This is a genomic window from Streptomyces sp. NPDC097107 (assembly GCF_044762405.1).
In the GTDB taxonomy this organism is placed as follows: domain Bacteria; phylum Actinomycetota; class Actinomycetes; order Streptomycetales; family Streptomycetaceae; genus Streptomyces; species Streptomyces thinghirensis.
Window position 1 is genome coordinate 96,047 of sequence record NZ_JBIWEF010000005.1, and the last position, 12,779, is coordinate 108,825.

At 71.1% G+C, this 12,779-nt stretch carries 11 protein-coding genes; 4 read left to right on the forward strand and 7 right to left on the reverse strand.

Going from position 1 to position 12,779, the window contains the following annotated elements; genetic code table 11:
• Nucleotides 1-67: 67 nt before the first annotated feature.
• Nucleotides 68-298: a hypothetical protein gene (locus ACIQ1J_RS13170; RefSeq protein WP_055419847.1), complete on the reverse strand. Its 231-nt coding sequence runs from the start codon at nucleotides 296-298 to the stop codon at nucleotides 68-70.
• A 440-nt stretch (nucleotides 299-738) separates the two neighbouring features.
• Here ACIQ1J_RS13170 and ACIQ1J_RS13175 point away from each other — a divergent pair, with 440 nt between their 5' ends.
• From ACIQ1J_RS13175 to ACIQ1J_RS13185, 3 genes are all read left to right on the forward strand, one after another.
• Nucleotides 739-2,862, forward strand: coding sequence for a type IIA DNA topoisomerase subunit B (locus ACIQ1J_RS13175; RefSeq protein WP_403556792.1), 2,124 nt, complete (start codon nucleotides 739-741; stop codon nucleotides 2,860-2,862).
• A gap of 201 nt (nucleotides 2,863-3,063) precedes the next feature.
• Nucleotides 3,064-3,627 carry a DUF485 domain-containing protein gene (locus ACIQ1J_RS13180; RefSeq protein ID WP_403556794.1) on the forward strand — a complete coding sequence of 188 codons (564 nt, stop codon included), beginning with the start codon at nucleotides 3,064-3,066 and terminating at the stop codon, nucleotides 3,625-3,627.
• The gene (locus ACIQ1J_RS13185; protein ID WP_403556796.1) at nucleotides 3,624-5,216 is read left to right on the forward strand and encodes a cation acetate symporter; all 1,593 of its coding nucleotides are present in this window, start codon (nucleotides 3,624-3,626) and stop codon (nucleotides 5,214-5,216) included. The genes ACIQ1J_RS13180 and ACIQ1J_RS13185 overlap by 4 nt, the downstream gene beginning before the upstream one ends.
• 30 nt (nucleotides 5,217-5,246) lie before the next feature.
• Here the strand turns inward: ACIQ1J_RS13185 and ACIQ1J_RS13190 are convergent, their stop codons facing one another.
• The 4 genes from ACIQ1J_RS13190 to ACIQ1J_RS13205 form a co-directional block, all read right to left on the reverse strand.
• Entirely contained in the window at nucleotides 5,247-5,927 is a 681-nt protein-coding gene (locus tag ACIQ1J_RS13190; protein WP_403556798.1) for a response regulator, read from the reverse strand.
• A complete protein-coding gene (locus tag ACIQ1J_RS13195) occupies nucleotides 5,924-7,609 on the reverse strand; it encodes an ATP-binding protein (protein ID WP_403556800.1) in 1,686 nt (561 codons plus the stop codon). Before ACIQ1J_RS13195 ends, ACIQ1J_RS13190 begins: the two co-directional genes overlap by 4 nt.
• Nucleotides 7,610-7,843: 234 nt before the next feature.
• On the reverse strand, nucleotides 7,844-8,794 hold the full coding sequence (locus ACIQ1J_RS13200; protein ID WP_403556802.1) for a sucrase ferredoxin: 951 nt from the start codon (nucleotides 8,792-8,794) through the stop codon (nucleotides 7,844-7,846).
• Nucleotides 8,795-8,848: 54 nt separating this feature from the next.
• Nucleotides 8,849-10,108, reverse strand: coding sequence for a citrate/2-methylcitrate synthase (locus tag ACIQ1J_RS13205; RefSeq protein WP_403556804.1), 1,260 nt, complete (start codon nucleotides 10,106-10,108; stop codon nucleotides 8,849-8,851).
• Between the two features lie 112 nt (nucleotides 10,109-10,220).
• Here ACIQ1J_RS13205 and ACIQ1J_RS13210 point away from each other — a divergent pair, with 112 nt between their 5' ends.
• Nucleotides 10,221-11,393: a citrate synthase/methylcitrate synthase gene (locus ACIQ1J_RS13210; protein WP_403556806.1), complete on the forward strand. Its 1,173-nt coding sequence runs from the start codon at nucleotides 10,221-10,223 to the stop codon at nucleotides 11,391-11,393.
• Between the two features lie 171 nt (nucleotides 11,394-11,564).
• Here ACIQ1J_RS13210 and ACIQ1J_RS13215 read toward each other — a convergent pair whose 3' ends face one another.
• Both ACIQ1J_RS13215 and ACIQ1J_RS13220 read right to left on the reverse strand, forming a co-directional pair.
• Nucleotides 11,565-11,801: a hypothetical protein gene (locus tag ACIQ1J_RS13215; RefSeq protein ID WP_121749648.1), complete on the reverse strand. Its 237-nt coding sequence runs from the start codon at nucleotides 11,799-11,801 to the stop codon at nucleotides 11,565-11,567.
• A gap of 136 nt (nucleotides 11,802-11,937) precedes the next feature.
• Nucleotides 11,938-12,486, reverse strand: a complete 549-nt coding sequence (locus tag ACIQ1J_RS13220; protein ID WP_403556808.1) for a DUF6082 family protein — start codon at nucleotides 12,484-12,486, stop codon at nucleotides 11,938-11,940.
• Between the last annotated feature and the right edge of the window lie 293 nt (nucleotides 12,487-12,779).

A 12,779-nucleotide genomic window follows, 5' to 3' on the forward strand; every position in this document is an offset into this window, starting at 1 on the left:
CGGTTTCCGGGGGCGGCCGCCCGTTCCTCGGCCTGTGCCGGGCTGGCTCGTCGTCGGGCGCGTCGCGTCAGCGCTCTTCCTCCGGGGAAGATTCCGGAACGGCCGTCAGCCGCTCCGTCTCGTCCTGTATCTCAGCGGCGATCTTCTTGAGTTCCGGCTCGAACTTGCGCCCATGGTGAGCGCAGAAGAGCAGTTCTCCGCCGCTCAGCAGGACGACGCGCAGGTATGCCTGGGCGCCGCAGCGGTCGCAGCGATCAGCGGCCGTCAGCGGGCTTGCGGAAGTCAGAACAGTAGTCACGTCGCCTCTTCTCTAGCTCGACGAGCTGTCGTACCAGGGTCAACATCCAACCAGCCCCAAAACGTTCCCGCTCGTGGCTTTTCCTCGAAAAAACTTTCCGAGGGGCAGGCTGTTGCCGGTTGGCGGCGAATGTGCCGTATTGCGTGTCTCTGTGTCGTACGGGTTCGCGCGGTCGGTCAGTGTCAGTCCCGCCGGCTGGGTTGCCGGTTTGTTCATGAGGACGTGCCCGGAGCCTAAATGGTTCATGCCTCGAAGGGAACGTGATGTGTACTTCACCCCGTCGAGGGATCGAACAGGTATGCGACGCTGGACTAGGGTGTGTCCTCGACGAGGGTGGCGTTACAACGGCTCTACCAGGCATCGGTACCCTCTGACCGGTGAACCGAGCCGCGCCCTTACCCAGCGGGGCCCCATCTGAAATTCAGCGAGGAGCGAACCGCGTGACCGCCGAGACATCCGTGCCGTCCACTGCGCTGCTGGCAGGAGCAGACCGGGACGGGTCCAACTACACCGCGCGGCACCTGCTCGTCCTCGAGGGGCTCGAGGCCGTACGCAAGCGTCCGGGCATGTACATCGGATCGACCGACAGCCGTGGCCTGATGCACTGCCTGTGGGAGATCATCGACAACTCCGTCGACGAGGCCCTCGGCGGTTACTGCGACCACATCGAGGTGATCCTCCACGACGACGCGTCGGTGGAGGTCCGGGACAACGGCCGGGGCATCCCGGTCGACGTCGAACCCAAGACCGGTCTGTCCGGCGTCGAGGTCGTCATGACCAAGCTGCACGCCGGCGGCAAGTTCGGCGGTGGCTCGTACGCGGCCTCCGGCGGTCTGCACGGCGTCGGCGCCTCCGTGGTGAACGCCCTGTCAGCCCGGCTGGACATCGAGGTGGACCGCAGCGGGCACACGAACGCCATCAGCTTCCGGCGTGGCGTTCCCGGCGCGTTCACCGGGACGGGCCCGGACGCCAAGTTCGAGGCCGGGAGCGGGCTGCGCAAGGGCAAGAAGATCCCCAAGAGCCGCACCGGCACGCGCGTGCGGTACTGGGCCGACCGGCAGATCTTCCTCAAGGACGCCAAGCTCTCCCTGGACAACCTGCACCAGCGGGCCCGCCAGACCGCGTTCCTGGTGCCCGGGCTGACCATCGTCGTCCGCGACGAGTTCGGCCTCGGCGACGGGGGCAGCAAGGGCGAGGAGTCCTTCCGCTTCGACGGCGGCATCAGCGAGTTCTGCGAGTTCCTGGCCAGTGACAGGCCCGTCTGCGACGTCCTCCGCTTCAGCGGGAACGGCAGCTTCAAGGAGACGGTCCCCGTGCTCGACGAGCACGGCCAGATGACGCCCACCGAGGTCACCCGCGACCTCGGCGTCGACGTCGCGATGCGCTGGGGCACCGGCTACGACACCACCCTCAAGTCCTTCGTCAACATCATCGCCACGCCCAAGGGCGGCACCCACGTCGCGGGCTTCGAGCAAGCGGTGGCGAAGACGATGAACGAGGTGCTGCGGACCAAGAAGATGCTGCGCGTCGCCGAGGACGACATCGTCAAGGACGACGCCCTGGAAGGCCTCACGGCGGTCGTGACGGTCCGCCTGGCCGAGCCGCAGTTCGAGGGCCAGACCAAGGAGGTCCTCGGCACCTCGGCCGCCCGCCGCATCGTGAACAACGTCATCACCAAGGAACTCAAGGCGTTCCTCACCTCCGCCAAGCGCGACGCCGCCCAGCAGGCCCGGGTGGTCATGGAGAAGGCCGTTGCCGCGGCCCGTACCCGCATCGCCGCCCGTCAGCACAAGGACGCTCAGCGCCGCAAGACGGCTCTGGAGTCCTCCTCGCTGCCCGCGAAGCTCGCCGACTGCCGCAGCGACGACGTGGACCGCAGCGAGCTGTTCATCGTCGAGGGCGACTCCGCACTGGGCACGGCGAAGCTCGCCCGGAACTCCGAGTTCCAGGCGCTGCTGCCGATCCGCGGCAAGATCCTCAACGTCCAGAAGTCCTCTGTGACCGACATGCTGAAGAACGCCGAGTGCGGTGCGATCATTCAGGTCATAGGAGCCGGATCGGGCCGCACCTTCGACATCGACGCGGCCCGCTACGGCAAGATCATCATGATGACCGACGCCGATGTGGACGGCTCCCACATCCGCACCCTGCTGCTGACCCTGTTCCACCGCTACATGCGGCCCATGGTGGAGGCGGGCCGGGTCTTCGCCGCTGTGCCGCCGCTGCACCGCATCGAGCTCGTCCAGCCCAGGAAGGGCCAGGACAAGTACGTCTACACGTACTCGGACCGCGAGCTGCGCGACACGCTCATGGAGTTCCAGAGCAAGAACATCCGGTACAAGGACTCCATCCAGCGCTACAAGGGTCTCGGTGAGATGGACGCCGACCAGCTGGCGGAGACGACCATGGACCCGCGGCGCCGCACCCTGCGCCGCATCAACCTCACCGATCTGGACTCCGCCGAGCAGGTCTTCGACCTGCTGATGGGCAATGACGTCGCTCCCCGCAAGGAGTTCATCTCCAGTTCGGCGGCGACGCTCGACCGGTCGCGCATCGACGCGTGACGCTTGGTAACCATACGTAACATTCGAGCCGGGCCCGGGGTCCTCGACCCCGGGCCCGGCGAGGTTCAAGGACCGAACTCGGAAGCTGCTTACGCGTACGGGAAGGGGCTTGTGCGGCCACCCGGGGACACAGTCACCTGATGGGGTGAAGCGGGAGGGGAAGAAGAGTCGGGGATCTTCCCGTTCTGTCCATCCTTGGGCATGCAGCCAAGCAATGATCGCCTCAGCGGTGCGTGGGGTGGTCCCGAAAGCGCGGTCGACCACCGCGACGCCCCGGCCGGCGCCTCAGCCGACGCGTCTCCGAGTCCGGGATACGACGACCCGTGGTACGACGCCCTCGCCTCCGGCTGGGGTGAGCCGGCCGGTACGGGGGTACCGGAGTCCGCGCTGCCCTCGATGCGCCGGGAGCCGGCGGGAGAGCCGTCCCGGGGTGCGGGCGACGTGTACCTGGAGGTCCAGCGCAGCGCGGCCTTCCAGGAGGTCCGCAGCCGGTATCGGAGGTTCGTGGTGCCGGCGGTGGCCGCCTTCTTCGTCTGGTACGTCGCCTATGTGGTGGCCGCCACGACGGCGCCCACGCTGATGGCCCGGCCGGTGGCCGGGGCGGTGAACGTGGCGATGGTCGCCGGACTCGGGCAGTTCCTCACCACGTTCCTTCTCACCTGGGCGTACGCCCGGCACGCCCGGCTGCGCAGGGACCGGGCCGCGCTCGAACTGCGCTGGGTCACCCAGGAACTGACGCGCGGAGTGCGAGGCGGTGCGTCGTGACGGGCGATCACCAGACGCTGGCGCTGCTGCTGTTCAGCACATTCGTCGCCGTCACCCTGGCGATCACCACGTGGGTGAGCCGCAAGAGGCAGGGCTCGGCGGAGGAGTTCTACGCGGGCGGCCGCCTGTTCTCCCCGATGGAAAATGGTTTCGCCATCGCCGGCGACTACATGTCGGCCGCTTCCTTCCTCGGCATCTCGGGGCTCATCGCGCTCTACGGCTACGACGGCATGCTGTACTCGGTGGGCTTTCTGGTCGCCTGGCTCGTCGTGCTGTTCCTCGTCGCCGAACTGGTGCGCAACTGCGGGCGCTTCACCCTCGCCGACGTGGTGGCGGCACGGATGCGGGAGCGACCGGTACGGATCGCGGCGGGGACCTCCTCGGTCACCGTGTCCGTGATGTATCTGGTGGCGCAGATGGTGGGCGCGGGCAGTCTGGTCGCGCTGCTGCTCGGCGGGACGACCGAGGCGGCGCGGACCTGGACGGTCATCGGCGTCGGCGCCCTCATGGTGATCTACGTGTCGCTGGGAGGGATGCGGGCCACCACCTGGATCCAGATCGTGAAGGCCGTGCTGCTGCTCGGCGGCACCGTGACGCTGACCGCGCTCGTCCTGGTGCGCTTCCACGGCGACTTCGACCGGCTGCTGCGCACGGCGGCCGAACGCAGCGGCCACGGCGAGGCGTTCCTGGCGCCCGGTCTGGCGTACGGCGGGGACTGGACCTCGCGCTTCGACTTCATCAGCTTGGGGCTGGCCCTGGTGCTGGGCACGGCCGGGCTGCCGCACATCCTGTCCCGCTTCTACACCGTGCCCACCGCCCGGGCGGCAAGGCGGTCGGTCGTCTGGTCGATCGGCCTCATCGGCGGCTTCTACCTGATGACCATCGTGCTCGGGTTCGGCGCCGCCGCCCTGGTCGGAACCGGTGCCGTACGAGCGTCGAACGCCGCCGGGAACACGGCGGTCCCGTTGCTCGCCCTCGATCTGGGCGGCGGCGCGGGGTCCACCGGGGGAACGGTTCTGTTCGCGGTCGTCGCCGCCGTCGCGTTCGCCACCATCCTCGCGGTGGTCGCCGGTATCACCCTGGCCTCCTCGGCGTCCGTGGCCCACGACCTGTACGCGTCCCTGCGGCGCCGCGACGCGAAGCCGCGCAGTGAGGTCGCCGTGGCGCGTATCGCCGCCGTCGGTATCGGCGCCGTGGCGATCGCTCTCGGCCTGCTCGCCCGTGACCTCAACGTCGCCTTCCTGGTGGGCCTCGCCTTCGCCGTGGCCGCGTCCGCCAATCTGCCGGTGCTGCTCTACGCGCTGTTCTGGCGCGGCTTCACCACACGCGGTGCCGTCTGGGCCGTGTACGGCGGCCTCGTCCCCTCCGTGGTGCTCGTGCTGCTGTCGCCGGTGGTGTCGGGCAGCCCGCAGGCGCTCTTCCCGGGCGTCGACTTCCAGTACTTCCCCCTGCAGAACCCCGGACTGGTGTCGATCCCGCTGGGCTTCGTCGCGGGCTGGCTCGGCACGGTCACCTCGCGGGAGGCCCCGGACGAGGCCAAGCACGCCGAGACGGAGGTGCGGTCGCTGACCGGGGCGGGGGCCGTGTAGGAGGCGGTGGCGCGGTCGGCCCGACGCCGCTCAGGGGCGGGTCGCCCACTCGTAGCGGTGCTCCGGACGGCCGGCGTCGCCGTACTTGAGGGTCAGCCTGGCCCGTCCCGTGCGTTCCAGGAGCTTGAGGTAGCGCTGAGCGGTCTGGCGGCTCACCCCGGTCCGGTCGGCGATCTCCTGGGCGGAGAGCGCGCCGTCGGCCTTCATCAGGCACTGGCGTACGAGCTCGGCGGTGGTGGGGGAGTGGCCCTTGGGCAGCCCCGGTTCCGACGGTGCCGACAGAGCGCCGAAGATGCGGTCGACCTCCGCCTGCTCCGCCTCGCCACCACCGTCGAGAGTGCGCCGCAGCTCCGCGTACGCCTCCAGCTTGGCACGCAGCCCCGCGAACGCAAATGGCTTGACCAGGTACTGCAGGGCCCCCTGGCGCATCGCCGCCTGGACGGTCGACACGTCCCGCGCCGCCGTCACCATGATCACGTCGGTCTGGTGGCCGCGCCGCCGCATCTCCTGGACGACCTCCAGGCCGGTCCGGTCGGGCAGGTAGTGGTCCAGCAGGATCAGGTCCAGGCGGGGCAGCGCCTCCACGCTGCGCAGCGCCTCCAACGCGCTGTGCGCCTCGCCGGCGACGTGGAAGCCCGGGACCTTCTCGACGTAGGCGGCGTTGACCCGCGCGACCCGCGTGTCGTCGTCCACCACCAGGACCTCGATCATCGGGACTCCTCCTCGGCAGCGGTGTTCACGGGGGCGGTGAGGGCGGGGGCGGGGGTGGAGGGGTCCAGGTCCGGTTCGGTCAGTGCCTCGGGCAGGACGACGACGAACTCCGCGCCCCCGCCGTGCGCCTCACGGACGGTGGCGCTGCCGCCCTGTCGCTCGGCCAGCCTGCGTACCAGCGACAGCCCGATGCCGCGCTGGCGGTGCGCCGGCGGCTCCTTGGTGGACCAGCCCGCCGTGAACACCAGCTCGCGATGTTCCGCGGGGATCCCGGGCCCCGTGTCACGCACCCGTAGCGTGGCGGCACGTCCCCGCGCGCGCAATTCGACCTCCACGCGCGCGTGCGGCTCGCCCGCGACGGCGTCGAGTGCGTTGTCGACCAGGTTGCCGACGACCGTGACGAGCCCTCCGGGGTCGACCAGACGGTGGGGCAGTCGCGTCCGGTCGGACACCCACAGCACGACTCCGCGTTCGGCCGCGACGGTCGCCTTGCCGACCAGCAGGGCGGCGAGGAGGGGGTCGTGGATCCGCTCGGTGATCTGCTCCGCGGTGACCCGGTGGTCGCCGACCACCTCGCCGACGAACTCCACGGCGTCGTCGTACATCTCCAGTTCGAGCAGCCCCAGCAGGGTGTGCATGCGGTTGGCGTGCTCGTGGTCCTGCGCGCGCAGGGCGTCGATCAGGCCGCGCGTCGAGTCGAGTTCCCGGCCGAGCTGCTCCAGTTCGGTGCGGTCGCGCAGGGTGGCGACGGCTCCGCCGTCGTCGGTGGGCATCCGGTTGGCGACCAGGACCCGCTGGCCGCGCACGGTCAGCAGGTCGGTGCCGGTCACCCGGCCGGCCAGGACGTCGGCCGTGCGCCCCGCGCCGAGCGCCTCGTCGGGGGAGCAGCCGACGGCCTCGCCGCCGATGCCCAGCAGGCGTTGCGCCTCGTCGTTGAGCAGTCGAACCCTGCCGCCGCGATCCAGGGCGACGACACCCTCCCGGATGCCGTGCAGCATGGCCTCGCGTTCCGCGAGCAGCCCCGCGATGTCCGAGAAGGCCAGGTCACGGGTCTGTCGCTGGACCCGGCGCGAGATGAGCCAGGCTGCCAGCGCGCCCACGGCCAGCGCGCCGCCGGCATACGCGAACAGCCCAGGGATGGCGTGGATGAGCCGGGCCCGGACGCTGTCGTACGCGATGCCGACCGAGACCGCGCCGACGATGTCGCCGTCGCCGTCACGCAGCGGTACCTTGCCGCGCGCGGACCGTCCCAGGGTGCCGTCGTCGATCTCCATGATCTCGCGGCCCGCCAGGGCCTGTCCGGGGTCGGTCGAGACGATGTCGCCGATCCGGTCCGGATCGGTGTGCGACCATCGCACGCCCCGCCGGTCCATCACGACGACGTACTCCGCTTTGGTGGCCTTCCGGATCCGCTCCGTTTCCCGCTGCACCGGGCCGTCCGGCGCCGGACGGGTGGCCCGCAGGTCCCGTACGACCTGGGGCTGCTGCGCTGTGGTCTGCGCGATCGCGAGCGCACGGCGCATCGCCTGGTCGTCCAGCTGGTCACCGAGAGGCGCCAGGAACAGCCCGGTCGCGAGCACGGTGACTCCCGCGGCGATAGCCAGCTGCATGAGCAGCACCTGCGAGAACACCCGCCGCGGCAGGCCGAGGCGCAGGCGGCGCACGGGGGGAGTGGGGCTCATACCCATGACGGTACGTGGGAGGTGGCGGCATGCCGTACGGGGTGTGGCGCGGATCTCCCGGGCGCTGTGGAGCGAGTGCCTCGGCCGTGCCTCGCCGTCCCGCGCGTGTGCCGTTCACCCAGAGGGCTCGCACCGTTCCCCCGGGGCTTCCGCCCCTCGCCCGGCTCGCACGCCGTTTCCCGAGTCGTCGCCGCCACCGCGGGGCCGGCCGCGCTCACCCCCGGGGCCGGAACGTCAGCTCGCGAGCGCCGCCGTCACCGACAGCTCGCGCACCGCCGTGACCTCCATCCGCGCCGGCGAGCCCAGCACCGAGGCCCCGCAGCTCTCCGGACGCGGGGGTGCCGACGCGCCCTGAGTGACGGTGACCCGCCAGTGCCGGCCGTCGGCGTGCGCCAGGGTCACCTCCCAGTGCGGTGCGGCACCGTCCGTCCCTACGACGTTCAGCGCCTGGGCCGCGTCCTCCTCCATGGCGGCGCGCACGGCCAGCTCGGCTGCCTGGCCGGGGCGCTCCCACGCGGAGTTCCCGCGGCAGCCCTCGACGACGATCCTCCCCCGCGCCGCACCGTGCAGGATCTCCTTGACGGTGTGGGCCTGGACCCGGCCGTAGGCGTATCCGTGGGGCAGCACGAGCACCGCCGGCGAGAAGCGGTGGCCACCCAGATGGGTGACCTCCCACACGCCCTCGGCCCCGGACGCCGCGAGCTCGGCCGCCAGCGGCCTGCCGAGGAGAGCGCAGCACCGGTCGCGCTTGCCGTTGGTGCAGACGAGAGCGAGCGGGGCGCCCGGGTGGGGGGCGCCTTCGAGGACCGAGTCGAAGGCACGGCGGTCACCCCTGCCGAGCGCGGCGAAATCGAGGGCGAGCAGCCGACGGGGGTCGGTCAGCGTTGTGGTGTGCAACCACACGTTTCCCGGGACCGTGTGGGCCGCGTACACCCGGCGCTCGGCGGGGGCGCCCCGGTCCGCGTCCGCGTGACGCCCGGGCCTGCGGATGAGCGCGATACGCACGCCCGTACCCTTCACCGCGGCCTCCAGGGCGCGCCCCAGCGCGGGATCCAGGTGGCTCGAAGTGAGCGCCTTGGCGCCCCACGGGCCGGGCTGTTCGAGCAGCAACCAGGTCCTCGCGACGGGTGCGGTGCCCGAAACGGGCTCGTCGAGGTCCCGGGAGACGGTTGAGCACGTACTCACAGAGGTGAGCCTAACCTGACTTGTGCCGCGGTGACTTCCAACCGCGCCTGAACGCTACTCCGGCAGTGGCTGCGGCGGCCTCGGACCCGAGTAGAGCCCACTGGGGCGCATACGCAGGGGGCGCTCCCCGTACTCCTCCAGCGCATGTGCGATCCAGCCCGCCGTCCGGGCCACAGCGAAAATCGTCTCGGCTGCGGTGGGGGGCATGCCGCAGGACGCGGTGAGCACGGCGAGCGCCAGGTCGACGTTGGCGTTCAGCGGCGTGTGGCGGGCCGCGGTGGCCTGGATGTCACGGGCCGCCGCGAGCGCGGGCGCCGCCCGGGGGATGTCGTCCAGGAGCGCGAAGAGAGCACGCGCGCGTGGATCCTCGCCGGGGTAGAGCCGGTGGCCGAGGCCCGGGATGCGGCGCCCGGCCCGCAGTTCCTCCGCCACCACCGGCGCCGCGCTGCCCTGGTCGAGCACTTCCAGCAGCAGCCGGTGGGCGAGACCGCCGGCCGCGCCGTGCAAGGGGCCCTCGATCACGCCGAGCCCGGCGGACACGGCCGCGTAGGCGTGCGCCCGGGCCGACGCGGCGACGCGCACGGCGAGCGTGGAGGCTGCCAGGTCGTGGTCGACGAGCAGGGAGAGCGCCGTGTCGAGGGCGTGCAGCGCCGCCTCGTCGGCCGGCCGCCCGCTGAGCCGCGTCCAGAGACGATGGGCGAGAGGGCCCTGGTCGTGCCCGGTGTGCAGTACGGGCGGCAGCGCGGCGACGAGGGTGGGGACGAGGATGCGCGCGGTGCCCAGCACGGCGTCCTCGGACAGGTCGAAGCGGAGCGGGTCCGCGGCCGCGGCGGCGATGGCCGCGACGCGCAACCGGTCGGCGGGACCGGCGTGCTCGGGCAGGGCGTCGACGGCCCGGCGGGCGACGGCCACGGAGTCCTCGGGCGCGGCGAAGGCGATGCCGGGGCGCAACCGCCCGGTCCAGAGCCACTCGGCCACCTCTTCGTAGCTGTGGCGCGCGGCGAGTGCGACCGCGTCGACGCCCCGGTAGTAGAACCGGTCGCTCTCGATGAGCGTGATGCGGGTGCGCACGGCCAGCTCCTGGCCCGCGGCCTCGGGGGTGCCGCTGTCGCGCCGGCTGCGCCGGGCGAGCGCCCGCACCTCCTGCGCGTCGAAGGTGCTGCCCCGACCGCCGGGTGTGCGCCTGCTGCCGAGCTGGCCGCGGCTGACGTAGGCGTAGACGGTCTCGGGTTTCACCCCGAGCAGTTCGGCCGCCTCCTTGGTGGTCAGGCGCCGTTCGCCGGCGGCGGGGTGCTCGGGCTCTTGATCGCGCATGGGGGTCACCGTATCGATCGCGACGGTCGTCTTGGCGTGTGTATTGATTCAATCAACATTGACAGAAGTTGCGTCAACTATGGACAGTGAATTCGAGACCAGGGAGGCAATCATGTCCGTCAACAGAACCGCAGCCGCCGCAACGCTCGCCGACGTGCCGCGAGGGCTCGCCGGTGTCGTGGTGGCCGATACCGAGGTCGGTGACGTGCGGGGGCCCGAGGGCTTCTACCACTACCGCCAGTACTCGGCCGTCGAGCTCGCCCGGAGCCGTGGTTTCGAGGACGTCTGGCACCTCCTGGTCCACGGCGAACTGCCCGACGCCGGGCACAGTGCCGCCTTCGCCGCCGAGACGGCGGCCCTGCGCCGGCTCCCCGACGCGGTACGCACGGCACTGCCCGCCGTCGCCGCGGCCGGTGGACGCTCCGGTCCGCTCACCGGGATGCGCACGGCCCTGTCGCTGCTCGGTGCGGCCCGAGGCTTCAAACCCGTGTACGACCTGTCGGCCGACGAGCGCCGCCAGGACACCCTCGTGGCCGCCGCGGCCGTACCGACGCTGCTCACCGCGCTGCACCGGCTCGGGCAGGGACTCGAACCGGTGGAGCCTCGCGAGGATCTGTCGTACGCCGCCAACTACCTCTACATGCTGACCGGTACGGAGCCGGACGAGCAGCGGACGCGGGCGATCGAGCAGTACCTGATCTCCACTGTTGATCACGGCTTCAACGCGTCAACCTTCACCGCGCGGGTCATCGCCTCGACGGGTGCGGACGTGGCCGCCTGCCTCGCCGGGGCGGTGTCGGCGTTGTCCGGCCCGCTGCACGGCGGGGCGCCCAGCCGGGCGCTGGACGCCCTGGACGCGATCGGCACTCCCGACCGCGTCGACCCCTGGATCCGTGAGCGGGTGCTCGCCGGTGACCGGATCATGGGGTTCGGCCACGCGGTCTACCGCACGGAGGACCCGCGCTCCCGGATGCTCCGAGAGGTGGCGCAGCGGTTCGGCGGTCCGCGCGTGGAGTTCGCCGTCGAGGTGGAGCGGCAGGTCGAGGCGATCCTCGCGGAGCTGAAGCCGGGGCGCGAGCTCCACACCAACGTCGAGTTCTACGCGGGCGTGGTCATGGAGTTGTGCGGTCTGCCGCGCGAGATGTTCACGCCGACGTTCGCGGCGGCGCGGGTGGTGGGATGGAGCGCGAACATCCTGGAGCAGGCACGCGATTCGAAGATCATCCGGCCGGCGGCGCGGTATGTGGGACCGGCGGCGCCGGTCGGGGTGCCCGCGGCGGGCTGAGGAATGCGTGCGGCCTGGTGCCGTTCTGGCGCCAGGCCTCATCGGTGGGGCCGCCGAGCGGGACGGGGTGCCGAGGGCTCGACGGACGGCTGGTCCGGCGCGGTGGACGGTTGCGTGCGGCCGGAGGGCGTGACGGGACACGGGTCGGGGTGGACACGTGCCCGCGGGAGATCAGGCGTCGGGGATGTCCGCCTTGGCGCGGATCAGGGTCTCCCTGCTGATGACCACGATGCGTTCATAGCCCGCACGGGAGGCATCGGCGGGGAGTTCGCGCTCCAGGGTCTCGGTGGCCTCGGTGCCGATGACGGCGAAATTGCCGTCGCTCAGCTCGAAGAGGTCCGGACAGCTGGCTCCCGAGGTACTGCCGCGCGAGCTTGGAGGCACACCGATGCGGCGCACGATTTTCAAGGGGTACCGGTCCTTACAGGTTGGGCACTGTGCTAGGGAGCACGCTACTGGGATCGGTGTTGCCGGTGTGACTGCATGGCCGAAAGACACCCATGAGAAGCATTTCTCTCCTGAGATTGACCTGCGCCCCGGAGCATCAGACGGACGGGGGCGTGCCCACCACCCACCACTCGTCCGTGTCGGCCTCGTCCAGATCCTTGATGAGCCCGTCCACCATGACGCCCACGCGTGACTCGGTGGATGTCGCCTTGAGCGACGCCCGCTGCTCCTTCGACGCCTCCCAGTACTCCCGCATCAGTGGGGTCTGGAAGAGCTCGCGCAAGCGCCCGAACAACTCCTCCTGATCCAGGAGGCCCGCTTCGTAGAGGTGGTAGAGGTTGACGTACCAGGCGTTCGCGTAGAAGAACTGGCGTCGCCTCCGCGCCGGGATGCCCTTGTCGTACGTGTCGACGACCTCGGCCAGAGAGGGGTCGTCGATCGCCCTGGCCAGCAACTCCCAGTGCAGGCGCTGCTGATGCCGCAGCGACTTGCGCCGGATCGCCAGCTCCTCCAGCTCCAGCTGCCGCTCGTGCAGACGGGCCTTCTCCAGCCCTCGCCGGCGCGCGGCCAGCGTCACCCCCGTGGCGAGCAGCATGCCGGCCGCGGCGGAGCCGAACCTCCCCGTGATGCTTTCCCGTGTGGCCATGTCAACCCCCGAATCAGGCGACCGCCCGCCGGTCGTCGAGTGCGGGTCGGCTGACGGGGACCGGCGAGCGATGTGATGGCGCTGCCGCCTCCAGAGTGCCGAGCGGCGCTGACCGGCGGGGAGGCGGAGAGGCGGCGCACGGAGGGAAGCGAGGGTCGCACAGTCCGGCGCCATGCAAAACGTCTGCCCAGCAAGTGCTGCTAACAATCGTTCACTCCACGCCCACTCCGCCGGCTCGTATCCTGATCAGGCAGTTCCGTACGTGGGTGTACGCCCCGCCGCGGGCCGGCGTA